At 41.1% G+C, this 22814-nt stretch carries 17 protein-coding genes; 14 read left to right on the plus strand and 3 right to left on the minus strand.

Annotated features, from left to right (window positions below; translation table 11 throughout):
* Positions 1–38: 38 nt before the first annotated feature.
* The 14 genes from J0L60_08165 to atpC all read left to right on the plus strand — a co-directional run bounded on the left by J0L60_08165 (position 39) and on the right by atpC (position 21025).
* Complete coding sequence (locus J0L60_08165) at positions 39–1286, plus strand: hypothetical protein (protein MBN8546092.1); 1248 nt, start codon at positions 39–41, stop codon at positions 1284–1286.
* A gap of 243 nt (positions 1287–1529) precedes the next feature.
* A complete protein-coding gene (lpdA, locus tag J0L60_08170) occupies positions 1530–2930 on the plus strand; it encodes a dihydrolipoyl dehydrogenase (GenBank protein MBN8546093.1) in 1401 nt (466 codons plus the stop codon).
* A complete protein-coding gene (gene lipB / locus J0L60_08175; GenBank protein ID MBN8546094.1) occupies positions 2908–3609 on the plus strand; it encodes a lipoyl(octanoyl) transferase LipB in 702 nt (233 codons plus the stop codon). Before lpdA ends, lipB begins: the two co-directional genes overlap by 23 nt.
* Positions 3610–3620: 11 nt before the next feature.
* The gene (locus tag J0L60_08180; protein MBN8546095.1) at positions 3621–5705 is read left to right on the plus strand and encodes a dehydrogenase E1 component subunit alpha/beta; all 2085 of its coding nucleotides are present in this window, start codon (positions 3621–3623) and stop codon (positions 5703–5705) included.
* A 14-nt stretch (positions 5706–5719) separates the two neighbouring features.
* Positions 5720–7417, plus strand: coding sequence for a 2-oxoglutarate dehydrogenase, E2 component, dihydrolipoamide succinyltransferase (gene sucB, locus J0L60_08185; protein ID MBN8546096.1), 1698 nt, complete (start codon positions 5720–5722; stop codon positions 7415–7417).
* A 30-nt stretch (positions 7418–7447) separates the two neighbouring features.
* Positions 7448–8359 (plus strand): lipoyl synthase, encoded by a 912-nt coding sequence (lipA, locus tag J0L60_08190; GenBank protein ID MBN8546097.1) that lies wholly within the window; start codon positions 7448–7450, stop codon positions 8357–8359.
* Between the two features lie 82 nt (positions 8360–8441).
* Positions 8442–10517 (plus strand): hypothetical protein, encoded by a 2076-nt coding sequence (locus J0L60_08195; protein ID MBN8546098.1) that lies wholly within the window; start codon positions 8442–8444, stop codon positions 10515–10517.
* An 11-nt stretch (positions 10518–10528) separates the two neighbouring features.
* Positions 10529–12619, plus strand: coding sequence for a T9SS type A sorting domain-containing protein (locus J0L60_08200; GenBank protein ID MBN8546099.1), 2091 nt, complete (start codon positions 10529–10531; stop codon positions 12617–12619).
* A gap of 52 nt (positions 12620–12671) precedes the next feature.
* Complete coding sequence (locus J0L60_08205) at positions 12672–14228, plus strand: hypothetical protein (protein ID MBN8546100.1); 1557 nt, start codon at positions 12672–12674, stop codon at positions 14226–14228.
* Positions 14225–17050 carry a TonB-dependent receptor gene (locus J0L60_08210; protein MBN8546101.1) on the plus strand — a complete coding sequence of 942 codons (2826 nt, stop codon included), beginning with the start codon at positions 14225–14227 and terminating at the stop codon, positions 17048–17050. Before J0L60_08205 ends, J0L60_08210 begins: the two co-directional genes overlap by 4 nt.
* A 1-nt stretch (position 17051) precedes the next feature.
* Positions 17052–18041, plus strand: coding sequence for a PorV/PorQ family protein (locus tag J0L60_08215; GenBank protein ID MBN8546102.1), 990 nt, complete (start codon positions 17052–17054; stop codon positions 18039–18041).
* Position 18042: 1 nt separating this feature from the next.
* Positions 18043–19116, plus strand: a complete 1074-nt coding sequence (locus J0L60_08220) for a hypothetical protein (GenBank protein MBN8546103.1) — start codon at positions 18043–18045, stop codon at positions 19114–19116.
* Positions 19117–19220: 104 nt separating this feature from the next.
* Positions 19221–20618 carry a F0F1 ATP synthase subunit beta gene (gene atpD / locus J0L60_08225; GenBank protein ID MBN8546104.1) on the plus strand — a complete coding sequence of 466 codons (1398 nt, stop codon included), beginning with the start codon at positions 19221–19223 and terminating at the stop codon, positions 20616–20618.
* Positions 20618–21025, plus strand: coding sequence for an ATP synthase F1 subunit epsilon (gene atpC / locus J0L60_08230; protein MBN8546105.1), 408 nt, complete (start codon positions 20618–20620; stop codon positions 21023–21025). Before atpD ends, atpC begins: the two co-directional genes overlap by 1 nt.
* A gap of 35 nt (positions 21026–21060) precedes the next feature.
* Here atpC and J0L60_08235 read toward each other — a convergent pair whose 3' ends face one another.
* From J0L60_08235 to J0L60_08245, 3 genes are all read right to left on the minus strand, one after another.
* The gene (locus tag J0L60_08235) at positions 21061–21675 is read right to left on the minus strand and encodes an LON peptidase substrate-binding domain-containing protein (GenBank protein MBN8546106.1); all 615 of its coding nucleotides are present in this window, start codon (positions 21673–21675) and stop codon (positions 21061–21063) included.
* A gap of 52 nt (positions 21676–21727) precedes the next feature.
* On the minus strand, positions 21728–22333 hold the full coding sequence (locus J0L60_08240) for a superoxide dismutase (protein MBN8546107.1): 606 nt from the start codon (positions 22331–22333) through the stop codon (positions 21728–21730).
* 123 nt (positions 22334–22456) lie between these two features.
* The gene (locus J0L60_08245; GenBank protein MBN8546108.1) at positions 22457–22807 is read right to left on the minus strand and encodes an iron-sulfur cluster assembly accessory protein; all 351 of its coding nucleotides are present in this window, start codon (positions 22805–22807) and stop codon (positions 22457–22459) included.
* Positions 22808–22814 lie beyond the last annotated feature (7 nt).

Here is a 22814-nt window from a genome sequence, read left to right on the forward strand (position 1 = left end):
TAACTTTTAAAAACATGCACTAAATAATAAATTGATAGATGTTAAAAAGAAATAAATCAATCATTTTTCAAAAAGGGCGGATTTCAGATGTCTTTCAACAAGTTCACGAAAACATTAAAACTGCCATTGATAATCAAAGCGAAAGCTATATTCTAAATGTAAATGAAACCGATTACATTGACTATTTGGAAAAAATATACAGATTATCAGTTCCTGAAATTCATTTTGACCACGAATATGTAGACAGTTATGAGGCTGATATTCCAGCAGAAAATTTTCCTAGTGCCTTTTATGTAATTAAAGGGAAAAAGTATAAGAAAGACATAATCAAATTCTTTATTCCTGTTTCTGGTGACATTAACCTTTTAAACTATTTACCTGCATCCTCATTTTCATTACGAGGTGGTAACTTTGCAATTGAAGGAGTCAATTTGGTTACAGAATTCATTAATTTTTCAAACGATGCTGATGAAATTAAGCGGAATTATGAGAATGAGGTAAATGGAATTCGTTTTAACTATAATATTTTAATAAAGGATATTGAAAATTTCAATAATTCACTGCGAACAATAATTAATTCATTTTTGAGTCATAGGAAACAACAACTTTTCAACAAACACAATTTACTTTCATCCTTAGGTGTTCCTCTGAAAAATAAAGAAAATGTTCCGTCGACATTTGCTGTTCCAAAACCCCAGTTAAGAGATAAAATAATTGTTAAACCTATTGTTCGAGATAACGGATTCAAGCCTGAACCAACTTTGGACAACGACAATTATTTTAAGATATTAAAAATAATAAACGATGTGGGTAAGAATTTTGAACGTTTGCCTGGCGTTTATGAAGGTAAAGGAGAAGAAGATTTACGAGACCACATTTTATTGACTCTTGACCCAAACTTTGAATTTGGAAGTGCAAGTGGAGAGACTTTTAACAAGACAGGGAAAACGGATATTCAATTGAGATATGACAGTTCTGTCGTATTCATCGCTGAATGTAAATTTTGGAGTGGGGAGAAAAAATACATGTCAACAATTGATCAACTTTTGGGCTATTTAACTTGGCGTGATACAAAATCATCAGTAATTATTTTTGTCAAGCAAAAAGACTTCTCAGCAGTTATTGAAAAAGTAAAAAATGAAACAAGTCAACATTCAAACTTTTTATCCTTTGTAAACCAATCAGACGAGAATTGGTTTAACTACCGTTTTCATCTTAATGGCGACAGAAATAGAGAAGTAAGACTTGCTGTTCAACTTTTCCATTTACCTGACAACAAAGTATGATTAAAGCAACTAAGCAAGAGGAAATCGCAGACTTCCATTATGTAAGAGCGGAGGTTTCGTTCTATTTGACTTTGAATCTTCATCCCCCAAAACAAAGAAATTTATTTGATGTTTTAATTAAATTTAAAAGTGTCAAGGCTCATAAACTATTACAATTTCCCCCAAAATCTCTCCTGTTTGAAAGGCATTCTTAAATTGAGTATATTTGGAATTCAATTTCCATCAAATTCGAGGAACATTTAGATGTCGAAATACGATCTCGCCATACTTGGCGGAGGACCGGGCGGCTATGTCGCTGCAATTCGAGCAGGTCAGTTAGGATTAAAAACAGTAGTGATAGACAAAGACAATCTGGGCGGTATTTGTCTGAACTGGGGTTGCATACCAACAAAATCTCTCCTTAAAAACGCAGAAATCTATGATACTCTTTCAAATCACAGCGCTGATTTTGGGATCTCATTTAAGGAATTGAGTATCGACTTTTCCAAAGTGATAAAGAGAAGCCGGGATATCTCGGAGAAAATTTCTAAAAATGTTGAATTATTGATAAAAAAGAACAAGGTTGACAGGGTCAGAGGTTTTGGCAAGCTGGCATCTGCATCTTCAATTGATGTTTTCGATAATGAAGGGAAGAAGTTCCAGACAATCGAAGCTGATAAAATTATTGTGGCTACCGGCGCGAGACCAAGAATTCTCCCTTCGATTCCGGTTGACAGAAAAGACATAATAACCAGTTCCGAAGCCATGACGCTTCCCGAACTTCCTTCCAGCCTGATAGTTGTCGGAGCCGGAGCGATAGGAATCGAATTTGCTTATTTTTATTCTGTTCTTGGCACAAAAGTGACAATAATAGAGATGTTAGACAGAATCCTGCCGGTCGAAGACAGGGAAGTGTCTGACGCTCTCGCAAAAAGTTTCAAAAAAAGAGGTATCGAGATTCATACCGGAGCGGTGGTTGAATCCGCGGTACCGGGAAATGACGGTGTTAAAGTCACCATCAACAAAGACGGTAAAAAGATTGAACTGAAAGGCGATAAAGTCCTTTCCGCAATAGGAGTAACCGGAAATATCGAGGGGATCGGACTTGAAGAACTCGGTGTCGAAATATTTAAAAATCACATAAAAGTTGACAAGTCTGACTATTCAACGAACATACCCGGTGTTTATGCAATTGGCGATGTTATCGGGCCACCCTGGTTGGCTCATGTTGCGAGTGCAGAGGGAATTCGTTGTGTTGAAGTGATCAAAGGTGCACATTCAGCTCCTGTAAATTACGACAACATACCGGGTTGTACTTACTGCCAGCCGCAGGTCGCAAGCATCGGTCTTACAGAAGAAAAAGCGAAAGAACAGGGATACAAACTTAAAATTGGTAAATTCCCGTTCATGGCTTCCGGAAAGGCTTTTGCCATTGGTGAAAGAGATGGCTTTGTTAAACTGATCTTTGATGAACAGTATGGTGAATTGCTTGGTGCACATATCATCGGATCAGAAGCAACGGAAATGATCGCGGAACTTGGTATAGCCAGGGCACTCGAAGCCACATATGAAACTATTATTAAAACTGTTCATGCTCATCCAACTCTTTCCGAGTCGGTAATGGAAGCAGCCGCAATGGCAAATGGTGAGGCAATCCATATCTAAGGAATTATTTTATGCAGATCCCGGATTGACGGGTTATCAGGAGGCCTGGGATCTGCAAAAATCTCTGCATTCTCTTAGGTACGAGGGCAAAATCAAGGATACCTTCATCATGCTCGAGCATCCGCATACATATACCCTGGGTAAAACTGCCGATAAAAACAACCTCATTGGCTCTGACGAGTTTCTTCGTGACAGAGAAATCAAAGTTTTTGAGATTGACAGAGGTGGTGATATAACCTATCATGGTCCCGGGCAAATTGTGGGTTACCCCATAATCAATCTTCAGGACTGGAAACCTGACACGCATCTCTATCTCAGAACCCTTGAGCAGGTTATCATCGATGTGCTCAAAGATTACGGGATAGAATCCGGCAGAAAACCTGAATATACAGGTGTTTGGGTAGGGGAGAGCAAGATTGCTGCCATAGGAATTAAGATATCACGCTGGATTACCATGCATGGATTTGCATTCAACATAAATACAGATCTCGACCTTTTCAACGGTATCATACCGTGTGGAATAAAGGAAAAGGAAGTGACATCCTTGAAAAAATTATTGAATAAAGAAATAAATATCGGCGAAGTTAAAGCTAAACTGCTTCTGCGGTTTATGGAGCATTTTAATTTTACTGAAAAACAAGAAATTAACATCTATCAATTGGTTCAATTAAAAACTTAAAAAGGACCGAAATGGCAAAAACTGCGGTATTAGAAGAAAAACCGGTTAAAAAAACTTCACAATCGAATAACGGTAGTGAGAAAATAAACATAGACAAAAACACTCTCATTGCTGCCTACAGATATATGTATCTCGCCAGACAGATCGATAACAAAGCCATGAATTTGCTAAGACAGGGAAAAACTTTTTTTCATATCGCAGGTGCAGGTCATGAGGCTATACAGTCGGCTATCGGTTTGATACTCGATTCACGGGTAGATTGGATTTTTCCCTACTACAGAGATTTGACCCTGACTCTGATGTCAGGAATGACTCCGAAAGATTTTTTCCTTGCCTGTTTTGGAAAAGCGGATGATCCCGCTTGTGGAGGAAGGCAATTACCATGTCACTTTGGAGTGAAAAAACCTAATCTTGTTCCGACTCAATCAAGCCCTACCGGTACCCAATTCTTGCAGGCTGTCGGAACCGCTCTTGCATCCGAACGACAGGGAATCAAAAACATTTCTTATGTCAGTTCCGGCGAAGGAACCACCAGTCAGGGTGAGTTTCATGAAGCGGTAAACTGGGCTTCAAGGGAGAAACTTCCGGTTTTATTTGTAATTCAGAATAACAAATATGCCATTTCTGTGCATGTATCACAGCAGAGCGGTGGTGAGGGAAATCTTATCTCCGAAATGATGAAGGGATATGCAAACCTGAAGAGATTCCATGTGGATGGAACCAACTTTTTCGAGTCATACAGAATCGTGCAGGAAGCTGTAGATTATATCAGATCAGGAAAAGGACCGGCTCTTATAGAGGCTGATCTGGTCCGTTTGCATTCTCACTCATCATCAGATGATCATAAGAAGTACAGATCGGAAAATGAATTGAAGGAGGATCAAAAAAGAGATCCGATTTTTAGATTTGGCCATGATGTACTTGTTCAAAATATTTTTACTGAAGATGAACTTGAAATAATTCGTAAAGAAGTGGATGAATCGATCAATTCTGCGGTTGACGAAGCATTCACGGCTTCAAATCCTGATCCTGCTACTGCAATTAATCATGTTTTCGATGAAAGCGGCTTTAAGGAGTCACTGGATTATGAAAAATCGACTCCGGAAGGCAAGTCGATAGTCATGGTTGATGCCATAAATCATGCTTTACTGGAAGAGATGGAAATCAACGATAAGATCTATGTTTTTGGCGAGGATATCGCTGATGGCAAAGGCGGAGTGTTTACTGCAACAAAAGGATTATCGACTAAATACGGGAGTCGAAGAGTTTTTAACAGTCCTTTAGCTGAGGCGAGCATTGCGGGAGTGGCAACAGGCATGGCACTTGCCGGTATGAAGCCGGTGGTGGAAATCCAATTCGGTGATTACATCTGGCCCGCTTTTATGCAGTACAAAAACGAAACCGCAACATTCAGATACCGTTCAAACAATGAGTGGGCTGCCCCTTTTGTAACAAGAGTTGCTGTCGGTGGCTATATTCACGGAGGATTGTATCACAGTCAGAACATCGAAGCATTCTTCGCCCATGTTCCGGGTCTCTATATTGCATATCCTTCGAATGCAGCGGATGCAAAGGGCCTGCTTAAAACCGCAATCAGGATTAACGATCCTGTGATATTCTGTGAGCACAAAGGACTTTACAGACAGTCATTCGCCATGGCCCCCGAACCAGACGCAGAGTATTTAATTCCTTTCGGAAAGGCAAAAGTCGTCCGAGAAGGGAAAGACCTTACGGTTGTTTCATGGGGAGCCACAGTGTGGGAAGCAGTAATTGCAGCCAAAAAACTGGAAGAAGAAGGTTACAGTGTCGAGGTAATCGATATCAGAACAATCATTCCACTGGATATCGAGACAATCTACTCATCCATCAAAAAGACGGGTAAGGCGATAGTTATTCATGAAGATACACTTACAGGTGGATTTGGTGCTGAAATATCAGCCAGAATCGCTTCCGATTGTTTTGAATATCTCGATGGACCGGTAAAACGATATGCTGCAAGAGATGCACATATTCCCTACAGCCCAATTCTGGAAGATGTAATTTTACCTTCAAGAACAGGCGTTTATCAAGCAATTAAAGATTTAGCACAATACTAAAATTGAGGTTTTGAATGAAAATTGACATTGTAATGCCTAAAATGGGTGAGAGTGTTACCGAGGGAACCATCATAAAATGGTATAAAAAACCGGGTGACAGTGTAAAACGGGATGAGATAATTTTTGAAATAAGCACCGACAAAGTGGACACTGAAATACCTTCCCCTGAAGAAGGAATCCTGACAGAAGTGCTTGTTCAGGAGCAGGAAACTGTTGATGTAGGGGTTGTTGTTGCCCGGTTATCCACCGCCTCTGAAAATGCAGAATCAGCAACACCGGAAGCCACTGATGTCTCAGAAGTTGTAAAAGAGACCGGAAATCAGGCTCAATCTGCCCCGGAACCGGTTGAAACACATACACCTTTAGTTTCTTCTGACCTTGTCGATATCCCGATGCCCAAAATGGGTGAATCGGTCATGGAAGGTACCATAATAAAATGGTACAAAAAGGTCGGGGAGTCAGTCAAGAAAGATGAAACATTTTTTGAAATAAGTACCGACAAAGTTGATACCGAAGTAACTTCACCTTCAGATGGTGTGGTTATGGAAATTCTGGTGCAGGAACAGGAAACCGTTGATGTAGGCACTGTCGTTGCCAGAATCTCCGGATCCGGAAGTGCAGCGACTAAACCCGTTGCACCTGCAAGCACGGCTGTGAAAGTTGAACAAACACCTGTCGAAACCGTATCAATGCACGATATGATAGGGAAGGCAGCAATGACTGAAACCGTTCAGCCGGTTGAAGAGGCGAGCAGTGATAAGTTCTTTTCTCCTCTTGTTTTGAGCATTGCCAGAAAAGAGGGAGTATCGGTATCCGAACTCGAATCAATCAAAGGAAGCGGCATCGGTGGCAGAGTAACAAAGAATGATGTTTTTTCTTATTTGTCAAATCGCTCAGCGACTCCAAAAGCAACCCCTTCCGTGGCAGTTCCACAACCGGTTCATTCACAGCAGACTCCTGTTTATACACCGGCTCCTCAACCGGCGTATAATTTCAATGCCGGTGAGCAGGAAATTGTTCCTATGGACAACATTCGCAGAAAAATCATGCAGCATATGGTGATGAGCAGAGACACCTCTGTGCATGTGACTGAGCTTGCTGAAGTGGATATGAGCAAAATCTATAAGTTCATCCAGTCAAACAAGGACGCAACTGCCCAGAAACATGGGGTCAAACTAACCTACATGCCTTTTATTGCTCATTCTGTGATAAGAGCTTTGAGAGAGTATCCACTCGTAAATTCAAGCATTGATGGCAATAATATCGTCCAGAAGAGATTCGTAAATCTGGGTATTGCTGTTGCAGTTCAACCCAACGGTCTCATTGTTCCGAATATCAAAAATGCTCACGAAAAAAACATTATCGGACTTGCAAGCTCGATAAATGACATTGCTCTGCGGGCGCGAAATAAAAAACTCTCTCCTGATGATATAACAAACGGAACTTTCACCATAACAAATTACGGAGTATTCGGAACACTTTTCGGAACTCCGATAATAAACCAGCCTGAAGTTGCGATACTTGGGGTCGGAGCGGTCGTAAAGAGACCCGTCGTTGTCGAAGTCGATGGCATGGACACAATCGCTATTAAGCCGATGATGTATCTTACCCTGGCACACGATCACCGTCTTGTGGATGGTATGCTCGGTGGTTTGTTCCTGAAATCGGTTAAGGATTATCTCGAAAACTTTAACGAAAACATGATTTATTAAGAGAGAAGTATTGATTTGGAAAGAAAAACTATAAACAAGCATCAAAGAGATTTTGCGGAAAAAGTTCAAGATGCCAAATCCACACTTGGCAGAAGACCAGAATGGCTGAAAGTTAAACTGCCAACAGGGAAGAATTATGTTGATGTAAAAAACCTGATGAGAAACAATAAACTCAACACGGTATGTGAAGAGGCGAAATGCCCCAACCTCGCAGAATGCTGGAATCACAGGACCGCAACTTTTATGATTCTCGGTGATACATGTACCAGAAGTTGTGGATTCTGCAATATTAAAGTCGGGATGCCCAATGAACTTGATTTGGATGAACCCAGAAGAGTGGCAGAAGCAGTAAACAATTTGCAATTAAGGCATGTTGTGATTACCTCTGTAAACAGGGATGAACTGATCGATGGCGGTGCGGGTATTTTTGCAGAAACAATTCGAATTATCAGAGAAACCACTCCTGAATGCACAATCGAAATTTTGATTCCCGACTTCAAAGGCTACGAACCTGCCTTTGAAATAATTATGAAAAATCCTCCCGATATATTAAATCATAACCTCGAAACTGTCCCTTCACTTTACCATGCTGTTAGACCTCAGGCTAAATATCAAAGAAGTCTTGATCTTATCAAGTGGTTTCATGATCGAGGATTGAAGACTAAAAGCGGTATCATGGTTGGAATTGGAGAGACCAAAGAACAGGTGGTGGAACTGATGCGTGACCTCGTGAATCACAACTGCGATATTTTGACTATAGGTCAGTACTTGCAGCCAACAACGAATCATCTTCCGGTAAATCGCTTTGTCACACCCGATGAATTCGATTTTTACAAAGAAGAAGGTCTTAAAATGGGCTTCAAAATTGTGGAATCGGCCCCACTTGTTAGAAGCTCCTATCATGCTGACAAGCAGGCAAGAATGGTTACTCTGGTTAATTAACTGTTAAAGATTAGTGACAGTTTTTTTAGAATCATTATTTGACTTTATTTGAAGTCTCACTTTTATTTTTTTTTGAAATTGTATGAAGATTAAACACCTGTTAGCCCTCACAATTGTGTTCCAATTTCTGGCACTTGCACAACAAGAAATCCCGTCACTGAACGCATTTAGAAAAGACGATAATTCAAAATACACATCAATCGGAAATTTTGGCATAACCATAACAAATTTTGGTACTTATGGCCATGGTTTCGCTCTTTGGCCACAACAGCCATCAGGTGAGTATCCAAAGGGAAGCGGTATTGAACACATATTTGACGGTGGTCTTTATGTTGGAGGGTTTATCAGCAATGATTCCCTGGGATCGGGTAAAGTTGGTCCTTTCGTAACCACCGGTGCAGTTGATGCTGCTTCAGTTTCCGCAAGGGGAGGTGGATTTGAATTTACGAATGCAAAAGAATCCAGAGTGGTGGAAAGATCCTCCCTTCTAACCTCACGGTACTACAAACCTGAAGCCGTTTCACATCAGGATTTTGTAATGGACTTTTCTGATACAAATCTCGTGTGGGAAAATGGAGAACCAATTCAGGAACATACACCCCTGGGTATTGGTGTACATCTTGAAACCTACGCCTGGAACTTTCCCTTCGCTGATTTCTTCGTTATCTTCAATTATACAATCAAAAATGTAAGCAACAAATATCTGGACAGCGTTTATGTCGGAATGTGGACAGATGCTGTCGTGAGAAACACTAAAATTACATCGCCCGGTGGATCGGCATTCTTCAACAAAGGTGGCAACGGGTTCATGGATTCCATAAATATAGCTTATGAATTCGATGCAACCGGTGACATTGGGTTTACGGACAGCTATTTGGGTATTCAATTTTTAGGTTCAGATACTCGCCACGACAGCGTAAATTATGTGAACTGGCAATTTAGAAATACTGCTGACCCGCTTTTCTTTGCTCCTCAAACAGATCAGGAACGATATGTAAAAATGCAGGGCTTTTTTGGCGGGAATGCCCGTTACAATGCCGGCGTTACACCTCAAACACTCAGAGTTCCTTCAAACAGATCTATACTGTTGTCTGCGGGAAGTTTTAAAAAACTTGCTCCGGGTGATTCCGTAAATGTCGTTTTTGCCATGGTGGCTGCCAAAAAGTTTGGTGATCAGCTTGCATCACTCGACAGTGATGAACAAAGAAAAAATCTTGTTATTAATGCGGACTGGGCAATGAGGGCTTACAGCGGGGAAGATAAAAACAGAAATGGTGTTCTCGATCCGGGTGAAGACCTCGATGGTGACGGTAAAATTACCCGTTACATCCTTCCGGCTCCTCCCGTGTCTCCAAAGGTAGTGGCAATCCCACAAAGTAATAAAGTGACCCTCTACTGGGATAAAACTTCAGAACAGAGTATCGACCCAATCTCCGGAAACAAAGATTTCGAAGGATACAGAATTTATCGCTCTAACGCAGGTTTTGATTTTCAAAATAACGCGACCGAAGCTCAGGCTCTCGTTAAAATGGCAGAATTCGATTCAACCGGTAACGATCTCTTCTTTAATACGGGATTCAGTCGTATAAGACTCGATCAACCCGTCAAATTTGAAGATGACAATACAGAATACTGGTACAAATTTGAGATTGATAACCTTCTTAACGGATGGCAATACCTGTTCAATGTCTCCTCATTTGATAAAGGTGATCCGGTTAACAGAATTGAAAGTCTTGAATCAAGCTACCTTTTTAATGTTCACAGAGTCATTCCGGGCACTACACCAACATCAAAAGAGGATGTTGAAATTGGTGTTTATCCAAACCCGTATTACGGAAACGCATACTGGGATGGTCCTTTCGAAAGATTGAGAAAAATTTATTTTTATAATTTGCCCGCAAGAGCAGAAATTGTCATCTACACTCTTGCAGGAGATATTATCAAGAAAATGGATCATGACGGAAACAGCAATGGTGACGATCTAAGATGGTTTCAGAACTTTTCACCCGGTGGAACACAAACCATGTCGGGTGGCGAACACGCATGGGATCTAATCTCTGACGGGGATCAGGCAGTTGCTACCGGTTTGTATCTTTTCTCCGTAAAAGATCTTGATACAGGTAAAATTAAAACAGGCAAGTTTTTAGTTATCAAATAAAAGGAATACATATGAAAAGATATCTTTTTCTTTTCGTTTTCATACTCGCCGGATATAGCTTCAGTCAGCCATATCCTTTGAGAACAATTCAGGAAATTACAACAACTCCTGATTCATTATTATCACCAGGGACAGAGTATTCTCCTTTCATAGGGGATACCGTAAGACTCAGAGGTTTGATTACGGTAAAACCGGTTGTTGATCCCTCAACTGACCGTAGAAGAGTTATTGCTGCCGGTGGACGCTGGTATGCATATGTACAGGATCCTAACGGACTCCCATTTGGCGGTATATCAATTATACAAAATGATACTACCGGAGTAAACCAGAACTCAGGGTTCGACCTTGTGGATACTGCCCAGGTTTGGGAATTTACTGCTGTTCTTTCGGTATTTTCCGGAAACACAGTTCAGGCAAACCTGCTCGTGAATCCCCCGACTCCGGTTGAGTTTATCTCCCAGGCAACAAAAAGACCTGATCCAATCGAACTGCCAATGACAACTTTTATGGAAAACGGAGTCCTTAAAGGTGAAGGCGAAAAATATGAGGGTATGTATGTCATTATCAGAAATGTTTTGACAAGTGACAGAAACAACTCTTCAGGCGTTTTTCGTTTCAATGACGGTAATGGTAATTTCATGGAAATGTATGATCAGTCGGGTTATTTTACAAAAAGAGCTCACCGTCTTACGGGTCTAACTGATTACGATGCTCCTGCAGATGGAACATTCCTTGAGTATATAAGAGGTGTCGTCCACACAAGAGCTACCGGATATTATATCGTTCCGCTTTACCCCGGTGACATAAAGGTTGGAGCAACTCCTCCGAGTATTTCGAATATTGCAAGAAACAACGCTTTTGTTGCAAGAAATGTACCCGTTGAAGTATCAGCCAGAATAGTGGATCTTGATGGAAGAATCACTTCCGGAAAACTCTTTTACAGAGTTAACATGGGTTCGTACAACGAACTCGCCCTCGTTCGTGGAACCGCAGACACAAACACATTTTCAGCTACAATTCCCGGTGTTGATGCAGACTCCGCAGTTGTCGACTATTTCTTCTGGGCACAGGATAATGAAAACAGAATAACCTTGAATCCTGCTGACACTACAAGAAACAGATGGTTTTACCCGGTTCTTAACAGACCTCTGACAATACAGGATGTCCAGTACAGTCCATATGGCTCCGGTTTCAGTGCTGTCAACAATTACAGAGTTACCGTTAGTGGTGTTGTTACCGCTGATACATCTGATATTCCGGGATTCGGAAGCACAGCTCTCAGGGTTTATATCCAGAACGGGTCCACCCCATGGTCAGGTATCTGGGTTAAAGGTTTTGATGCTCTCAACTTGAAGAGGGGAGACCTCGTAACTGTAAGTGGCAAAGTTGTTGAAGATTTTAATGTTACCTGTCTCGATTCAGTAACAGCTATCGTAGTCAATTCAACAAACAATCCAACCCCTGAGCCGATTGTTGTAACAACAGGAACAATTGGAGCAAAAGCAGGCGGTGTTGTTGATGCTGAAAAATACGAAAGTGTTTTGATCAAATATACCAATCCTGTAATCACCAGAACTAACGCTGATCTCACAGGTAATTTCGGTGAAATGCTTGTTGATGACAATTCAGGTGGTACAAGAGTTGAACTCCAGGATGGAAATCATCAGTATCACAATAACTGGGAACCAAATCTTTCCGGTATCCAAGTGGATTCTCTCGCAAGATTCAGTTCTTTGACCGGTGTATTGTATTTCTCATTTTCGAATTACAAACTCACACCAAGAAAAGATGCTGATTTCGTAGGATACACTACTGACATCAAAGATAATCTGACTCCTGCTGAATTTTCACTCAGCCAGAATTATCCTAATCCTTTCAATCCTTCGACAGCTATTGAATTCAGTCTGCCAAAAGGTGAGAATGTAAAACTGGAGATTTTTGATGTTCTTGGAAGAAGTGTTCAGACAATAATTAATGAATACAAAGAAGCCGGAAACTACAAAGTATATTTCAATGCTTCCGCTCTTCCTTCAGGAATGTATATCTACAGAATTGACGCAGGAGCAAAATCCTCCGTCAAAAAAATGATCTTAATGAAATAAATTTCTCAATCATTGGGAGGTCCGGTTCAAGGACCTCCCCTGGATTTTTTGTATGAAGCTCAATAAAAAAATACTGATTACCGTATTTTCCGTTTTTACACTGTTTGGTTTGTCGTCATGTACTGACACTGCGACCGGCGTACTGATAGGAAACAAGCCACCTGACACCCATATCTTTCTGTATCCTGATTCAACAGTATCGCAGCAACCAAGCAAGTTGACTGTAAACTGGTGGGGCGATGATCCGGATGGACTGGTTGTGGGTTACTACATAAGCTGGGACGAAAAAAACTGGTCATTTACCACGCGTAACGACAGTACTTTCGCTCTTCAGATTGGTGCAGCAGATACTTCCTATTTTTTCCAGGTTAGTTCTGTTGATAATTCCGGCAACGGAGTTTACGATAACAGTGTTGTTCAAAATGGGATCAATTACGGTCCTGAACCATTTATTGATGCTAATGCAAACGGGAAGTACGATGCCGGAGAAAAGTTTTTCGACATCGGGATAATTGACCCTACTCCCGCAAGACTTAAATTTCCTATAAAAAACACCCCACCCCAGATATCGTGGGATACACTTACTGTAATGCCTACAATATCATTGCCAGTCATGACATTTAAGTGGAAAGCCTCTGATCTTGATGGTGATGAGTCGATCCAGAAAATTAACATTGTTTTGAATGATACAACGAATCAGGCTAACTTTGTTGAACTCCGCGGTAATACCAGACTCGTAACTCTTCGGGTTAAAGATTTTGTTTCTGCTAATCCCGAAACTGAAATTTTGATTGACGGAGCTGAATTCAACATCTTCCCCCAAAAACTTAAGGGGATTGTGTTGAATGGCTTCAACAAGGTTTTTGTTCAGGCAGTTGATATTTCGGGTGCTAAAACACCATTCATCGAAATGCCGGGACCCAACAAGACATGGTTCGTTAGAAAACCTGTTGGAAAGATGTTGCTCATTGACGATTATGTAACAAACGATGACGTAACTGCATTTTATACCGGTCAGTTGAACACTGTCAGGGGTGGAGCTCTCGCAGGAAAGTTCGATACTTTGAATATAGCAGGTAAACAGATCCCGTTCTTTAGCTACAATTTTTTCCTGACAATCAAACTTTATGATTGTGTGGTTTGGTACGCTGATAACAATCCTTCCATACAGGCTGCACAAAATGTAGTGGACAAGTATCTTGCAAATGGCGGAAAAATGTTTATCTCCATGCAGTTTCCCAGAAATCCGGCTCCGGATATCCTTGCGCTGAGTGAGTTTTTACCTGTTGACTCAATTTCAAATCTTGTCACTGTTCTAACAAGTGGTTTGGAGTTTGTAGTGGATCTCTCGAATCCGGCAAATGCGGGATACCCGATACTTAAAACTTCTTCTTCCATACTTGGTAATTTTGGACTTTTTGTCAATCCAACCCTGGCAAGACAAATCTACAGATCATCCGGGACACAATTGCCGGGAAGTGCAGGATTTATAAATGGTAATAAAAATCTCTTTTTTATGGGACTTCCTCTTAACAAGTTAAATGGCAATTCCAATGCCGGTCAGCTCTTTGAAAAAGTTCTTTTCGATGAATTTGGACTAAATTTATGAACAGTGGAACAAGCATGATAAAACTGATACCCGTTTTTCTTCTGTTATTTACACTTTCGACATTTGCACAAAATGGCAGCATAGGTGGAAAAATAATTGATAAACGAACCGAAACTCCACTACCCGGTGTGAATGTGATACTCAAGGGTACTTACTTTGGTGCCGCATCTGATGTAAATGGCGGCTTTATGATAAAAAATGTTCCTCCCGGTTCATATAATGTTGAAGTTTCTTTTATCGGATATAAAACTACACAGATAACCGGAATAAAAGTTACCGCAAACACCAAGACTACTGTGGATGTGAAGCTCGAAGAGACCTCATTGACACTTACGCAGGATGTCGTAATTATCGGTGACAAGCCCTTGATGGATGTTGAAGAAACTCAGAGCAAGAAAACCATTTCCAGTGAAGACATTGAACTTGCTGTCGTTGAAAATGTCACTGACATCATTGCTCAACAGGCCGGTGTGGTTTCAAATGATAATTCTCTGCATATCAGAGGCGGACGCTCATATGAAAATGCCTTTCTGCTCGACGGTGTTTCCGTACAGGATCCACTTGCAGGAACAGGCTTCGGACTCCAGATCAGTGCTAATTCGCTGGAAGAAGTTGAAGTTATTACAGGCGGTTTTAATGCCGAGTTTGGTCAGGCAACCTCAGGTATTGTTAATGTGAAGACCAAAGAGGGAAGTGTCAAAAGATTTAATGGCTACATATCCTACAAAACTGACAATCTTGCCGACAAATCAAATCCGCATGTATTTAATATCGATATTTTTGAAATAAGCCTTTCGGGACCTGAACCGATTACAAAATATTTACTCCCTGCTCTTGGAATTGAATTTCCGGGTGAAATTTCATTTTTTACCAATCTTTATGTGGGTCTCTCTGACGGTATAACCCAGGGCTATTTCAAACCTAAAACTGCACCACTAAATTCAAGTACATTCTTCGGAACGAGGTTTGCTCCTAAAATGGAAAACAGTTGGTATGGTTTAGGTAAGGTGACATATAAGGTTACTCCAACTTTCAAAATATCCTATTCATATAATCAATCTGTTTCCATTAATCAGAATTCGCAGTCACTGCAATCGAACCTCGAGTATGTGGAACCCAGCCCCGGTTATCAGTATGAATTCCAGAATATTTTGGAAAATGCAAATGTTTTCACTCATAAAAACATTTACAACACATTAGGTTTGACACATACACTGAATACCAAAACATTCTATGAAATCAAGTTTAGCAAGTTTCTCACCAATTTGAGAACTGACGCCAATGGAAGGGACTGGACCCAGTATCGTCAGCCAAAAGATATACCAAACTTTCCGGTAGAGTACTATAATCTTGGAAGAGATACAATCGGTGTAATACCCGGTGATGGATTTTGGGATGTAGGTAATCCCTATACCTGGCATGATCACTATCTGGATGAGTTCTCAATCACAGGTGACCTGACCAGCTTTTTCGACGAGAAAAACAAATTCAAAGCAGGTTTTAAACTCCAGTTTCAGGAGATGCAGGTTGTCGACATCTATCAGCCATGGGTTGGAACACTTGGTTTAAACAATGATATTTACAAAGTTCACCCCATGATCGGTTCAATTTACGCACAGGATAATGTCAATTTTGGTGGTATGATCCTTAATTTCGGTTTGAGACTCGATTTCTGGTTCCCCGGTAAGTATGTCGACGATGCCGTTGCAAATCCTGATGTTGTTACTATTCCTGATCAGGTAAGACAAAATTACCGCGACGACAGTTTCAAGTTTTTTGGTGACAGGTATTTCAAGGCAAGACTAAGTCCTCGTTTGGGTATTTCGCATCCAATCACAAATTCACAGACCTTGTTTTTCTCATATGGACATTTTAGTAAATGGCCAAAGCCTCAGTTTGTTTATGCAAAACTTGATCCATATAATTCTCAGTCTTCCTTCCAGAAATTTGGTAACCCGAATCTGAAACCCGAAACCACAGTGGCTTACGAACTTGGGGTAAAGACACAGTTCACTGATGACGATGTACTCACTGTTACTGCGTACTACAAAGATATTTTTGACTATATAAATACAAGAACTGCCAGAATTTCAAGTCCAAGGTTTGCATCCCAGAGATTTACTACCTATGTGAATGCCGATTATGCACGCTCGAGAGGTTTGGAGTTTGAATATCAGAAGAGAATAGGGAAGTGGTTCAGAGGAAGTGCAGTATTTTCATATTCTGAAGTGACGGGTAAAAGTTCTTCTGCTGATGAAGGCATCCTGATCGCACAGGGAACACTCGAGGAGTCGATAAAAGAACAATATGCTCCTTGGGACAGGCCCATCACTGCAACTCTGAGTGCAAACTTTTTTGTGGCGCCGGGCGAACCGCTCTTCGATTTTGGTGAAGGAATTCTTGATGACTATAACTTTAATGTTAGATTCTTTTTCCAGTCAGGAAAAAGATACACTCCGGCAGTTTTCACCGGAAGTTACGAAGCTGACGGAAGACCTCAGTACGAAACAGTTCGTGGCGAAAGATATACAATGATCGCCGATAACTGGTTTTATATCGATATGAATTTTGAGAAATATGTAAAAATCGGTTCTTTTAGATTCAGTGTATTTCTTGAAGTAAACAACATTTTGGATACAAAAAACTCGGCAATTATAAATCCTGCTACAGGCAAAGCCTACGAAGCAGGTGATCCGACTCCAGGTACATGGAATGACCCTCTTTATCCTGACCTTCAGGCACCGTTGAATCCTTATCCGTTCAACCCAGCCAGATATTTAACAAGACGCAACATTAAACTCGGTGTAAGCTTTAAGTTTTAAAATGAAAAAAACACTATTACTCATAACAATTCTCTTAATTGGCGAGTCATTCGGACAGCTCTTCCCCGTTTTAGGCGGTCAAAGAGCAGGTATCTCGACAGCTCAATTTTTAAAGATCGGTGTCGGCGGACGAGCCTCAGCTATGGGAGACGCTTTCGTTGCAGTAGGTAATGATGCATCCGCACTCTACTGGAATCCTGCGGCACTGGTTCAGTTCAATGATAACCAGGTCATGTTTTCACACAATAGCTGGCTTGTAGGGGTCAAGCATAACTTCGCCGGGGCAGTCTATCACATAACCGGTGATGACGCCATCGGAGTCTCACTTACCTCACTTTCCGCCGGAGACATGAAGGTTACCACCGAGTTTGCTCCTATGGGAACAGGTGCCTATTTTACATTTTCCGATTTGGCAATATCTCTTAGTTACGCCAGAAAAATGACCGATAAGTTTAGTTTTGGTGCAACAGTCAAGTATATGGAAGAGACTTTGGACAAATTGAAAATGCGTGGTGTGCTGGTTGATCTTGGAACTTATTACTGGACCGGGCTTGGCTCATCCAGATTTGCGGTTTCTTTTTCCAATTTTGGAAGTCAGCTTGCTCCGAGCGGGGATGTTACTCTGTCGGGTAACATAACCAAATCAACCTGGCAGGAGTTTTCTCCTCCAACCATGTTCAGGCTCGGATTTGCATTTGAGCCCTACGAAACGGAGCAACACAGAGTGACAACAAGTATACAATTGAATCATCCTAACGATAACAGCGAAAATTTATCTTTGGGTGCAGAATATTCCTTCAAGGAGCCCTCAACCGGATTTTCCTTACTCTTAAGAGGCGGATACAAGATAAATGTTGAGGAACAGAATTACAGTTTCGGAGCCGGTTTGAATCTCCCTATTTCGATGGCAAAATTTACCTTTGATTATGCCTATGTAAATTTTGACCGTCTCGGTGCAGTTCACAGACTTTCCATCATTTTGGGGTTGTAAGATGAAGAAAATACTTTTTGTAAACCTCTTGTTACTATTTCTTTTCGCCGGATGCGGAGAAAAGCTTGACCTCGGAATATTTGATTCCGGAAAAACAGGCGGAAATGTTTCCGGTGATACTGTCTATATTAAAATTACCCCTGACTGGACCGGATTCAATGCACCTACCGACATTATAATCGGAAAAGACTATTTTATTTATGTGACCGACACAGATAACAATCGTGTGGTTATGCTCAATTTGAACGGTGATGTGCTCAGCACTCTGACGCTTCCGAAACCATTGAAGATTGAACAGGATTACCAGCTTAATCTGATTGTTATTGCAAAACTGGATACTGTTTTGGATGGAGTTAATCGTTCAATTGATGCGGTATACAAAATTAATATGGTGGCTGGAGGTCATAATCTCGGATCTGCACCCGTAACAAGATTGTTACCCCGTCCGGGCAGTGGCATCTCTTCTTCTGATCTCAGAGTTTCATACACAGGTATTTCCGTATTCTATCACAACTGGTTCTATATATCGAGAAGAGGGCCAAACAATACCAGTGTTGTTGATCCCGATAACTCAATTTTATCCTTCCAAAAATCAGTTTCAGGTAAAGATACTCTGATTGGAAGACTTCCGGCGATTGATCCTAACGGAACGGGTATTCTTTCTGCAAACGGAATATCATCCCTCATAGCTTTTGATAAAAGAAATATCGATTTTATATTAACCCTGACCGGAGAGAACAGTTTCCGTGTGCAGTGGCTGACTTATGTAGTCAGTTCTCTTGGTGAACAATACGAGTTGAAACTTTCTCCTCAAGGTGGTTCGGATCTGATGCAGATCAATAAATTTACGGCACCGTCTGATGTGGCAATTGACAGATCCGGGAACATGTATGTGGCAGATACCGGAAAGGACTCCATTTACAGATTCAATTCCTTTGGCGGTATTTTGCAAAAGGTGGGAGGTCCCCAGAATTTTGCATCACCGGCAGGAGTGGCACATTATGATCGTATTCTTTATGTTGTAGATAAACCCGGTAACAGAATTGTCAGATTCAGGTTATCCACAGACAATTAGGGTGAATTTTATTTTTATCTTTTGCTGAGCTGTTAACGCCGGATTGAAAAAGATTAAAAAAAATAGTAAATTTGTAATTCGGATTTTAAAAAATAAGGAAAAAAATGGCGCTTCAAGGCAAAATTATACAGGTAATTGGTCCTGTAGTTGATATCCAGTTTGAGAACAACCATCTTCCTGGAATCTTAAACGCAGTAAAAATACCCCGTGAAAACGGCGAAGAGTTGATTGTAGAAGTTCAGCAGCACCTTGGAGAAGATAAAGTAAGAGCTGTGGCAATGGACACGACTGACGGACTTGTTCGTGGTATGATCTGTTATGACACCGGCAAACCGATCATGGTGCCTGTCGGACCAAACACTCTTGGAAGATTGATTAATGTAATCGGTCAGCCAATTGATGGTAAAGGTCCACTTGAAACTGATACATATTATCCAATCCACAGACCTGCTCCTGAATTCAAGACTCTCTCCACCAGTACTGAAATGCTCGAGACCGGAATCAAGGTTATCGATTTGCTTGAACCCTATTCAAAAGGCGGTAAGACCGGTTTATTCGGTGGTGCCGGGGTTGGAAAAACCGTTGTAATCCTTGAACTTATTAACAATATTGCCACGCACCACGGCGGTTACTCGGTATTTGCCGGTGTGGGTGAAAGAACAAGAGAAGGTAACGATCTTTATCTCGAGATGAGTGAATCAGGCGTTATCAACAAAACCGGGCTTGTATTCGGTCAGATGAACGAACCACCCGGAGCCCGTCTTCGCGTTGGTCTTACAGGTCTTGCTCTTGCAGAGTATTTCCGTGATGAAGAAGGAAAAGATGTACTCCTGTTCATCGATAACATTTTCCGGTTTACACAGGCTGGATCGGAAGTATCGGCACTTCTCGGCAGAATGCCTTCGGCGGTTGGATATCAGCCTTCACTTGCGACCGAGATGGGTGCTCTTCAGGAAAGAATTACTTCTACAGATAAAGGGTCAATTACATCAGTTCAGGCAATCTATGTGCCTGCAGATGACTTGACTGATCCTGCCCCAGCAGCAGCATTTTCTCACCTTGATGCGACCACTGTATTAAGTCGTCAGATTTCCGAATTGGGTATTTATCCTGCAGTTGATCCTCTTGACTCAACTTCCAGAATTCTCACTCCTGAAATCATCGGTGATGAACATTATGCAACGGCAAAGAGAGTGAAGGAAGTTTTACAGCAGTACAAGGATCTTCAGGATATCATCAACATTCTTGGTATGGATGAATTGTCTGACGAGGACAAGATTGTTGTAAGAAGAGCCCGCCGTATTCAGAGATTCCTTAGCCAGCCGTTCCATGTCGCTGAACAGTTTACCGGTATAAAAGGTAAATATGTTGAATTGAAGGATACCATCGCCGGATTTAAGGCAATTCTTGAAGGTGAATGTGATGATCTTCCTGAGCAGGCATTTATGTATGTTGGTAAGATCGAAGAAGCATTTGAAAAAGCTAAAGAGTTGAGCCAGTAATGAAAGAGTTCTATCTGGAGGTCTTGACGCCGTCGAAGAAGGCTTACGAAGGGGATGTCCTTTCGGTAACGCTTCCCGGTTCGGCAGGTGAATTTCAGATTCTTTTCAATCATGCCCCAATTATAAGTACTTTGGAAGTTGGACGGATGAAAATCAGAACTGCAGCCGGTGAAGAAACAGTGTACGCTGTCTCCAACGGAGTTGCAGAAGTCTTAAAAAATAAAGTGCTTATTCTGGTGAGATCAGTAGAGAATGTAGCTGATATCGACATTGAGAGAGCTGAAAAAGCTGCGGAAAGAGCGAGAAAACGATTAGGTGATAAAGCCGATCCTGATATCGATTTTACCCGTGCAGAAGCCGCTTTGGAGCGGGCTCTCAACAGGCTTAAACTGAAGGCAACACTATAAAATTAAAAATCCCGGCACAAACCGGGATTTTTTTTTTAATTCAGGTATCCGTCATTTTGCATGATTTGTCGCATGCTCTCTTTTTCATCCAGCTCAATCGCAAGTTTCTTAAGGTGTTCAATCAGAAAGTAGATTCTTTCCCCCTCATTTTGCAGCGTTATCAATGATTGTTGTTGTTCGAGAGTCAGACCGGCTTTTTCTGCAATTTTGAAAGATTTAAATTTGCATTCATTCAGATTAAGGAAAAAGTTGTCTCCCGGATCATATTTGGCTTTCTCAAGCACAATATTGAATGCGGCTATCATTTCTTCTTCCAACTCGCTATAAGTGCCCGTAATCATATCTTCATACTTGTCAACTTCTGCTTCGAAATATCCGATAATATTTTCACGCATTGTTTTTAGTATGAACCGTTCTTCACCGCGAATCACTATGTCGAAACTGCCGTCAGGATAATTTTTTGTGATCGATTCAACTTTGACCTTTGTGCCAATTCTGCCAAGGGTTTTGTTCTCATATACAATTATACCAAAGGGTTCACCCAGCTTAATTGCATACTTAACCATGTTTTTATACCTCTCTTCAAAGATGTGAAGAGGATATTTTGAACCCGGGTAGACCACGAGAGAAAGGGGAAAAATCGGTAGCATTATATTCAGGATTTAAGTGAGTCCCGGCTTTGACACCGGGACTGAAATTTTATTATTTTGCCTCGGAGAATCGTTTTGCAACTTCATCCCAATTCACAACATTCCACCAGTTGCCGACATATTCATTTCTTCTGTTTTGATATTTCAGATAATAAGCATGTTCCCAAACATCAAGACCGAGAATTGGTGTACCTTTTACATCTGCTACATCCATTAGCGGGTTGTCCTGATTTGGAGTGGACGAGATCACTAGTTTACCACCGGCCACGACCAGCCATGCCCAGCCTGATCCAAATCGTGTCATTGCGGCATTGTTAAATTTCTCTTTCATTTCATCTACTGAATTGAAAGTGGAATTTATTGCCTCAAGAAGAGCACCTGAAGGGGTTCCGCCACCCTGTTTCATAATGTTCCAGAACAAGGTATGATTGAAATGTCCACCACCATTATTTCTAACGGCAACCGGATATTTGGATATCGAGCTCATCAAGGCTTCAAGGCTTTTACCTTCCATCTCGGTTCCTTCAACGGCTTTGTTTAAATTTGTAACATAAGCCTGATGATGTTTTGTATGATGTATTTCCATGGTCATTTTGTCGATGACGGGTTCAAGAGCATCATACGAATATGGAAGTTTTGGTAATTCAAATTTTGACATTGTGTTTTTACTCCTCGTATCTGAGTTTAAATGATTAATCTTTTCAATTGTGCTTGATATTGGTTTTACCGTTGCTGCAGCCGAAAGGACTCCGAGTGCAGAAAGAAAATTTCTTCTTTTCATTTACACACCAAATGACTGGCCACAGCCACAGGTCTTGGAGGCATTTGGATTGTCAAAAGTAAAGCCTTTGCCGTTAAGTCCGTCGGAAAAGTCGAGTTCTGTCCCCATCAAATAAAACAAACTTTTTGGGTCAACAAATAACCTCACACCTTTCTGCTCAATTACAGTGTCCACTTCTTTTGGACCATTATCGAAATTCATTGTGTAAGACATTCCGGAACAACCGCCGCCTTTCACTCCAACTCTTAAGCCACTTCCTTCCGGAATTGAATTTTCCTGCATAATCTTAAGAATTTGTGCAGCAGCTTTGTCAGAAATAGTTATTTCACTTGATGTAAGGGTATCATTCATGTTTCGA

The organism is Ignavibacteria bacterium (genome assembly GCA_017302895.1).
Classification (GTDB): domain Bacteria; phylum Bacteroidota; class Ignavibacteria; order Ignavibacteriales; family Ignavibacteriaceae; genus UTCHB3.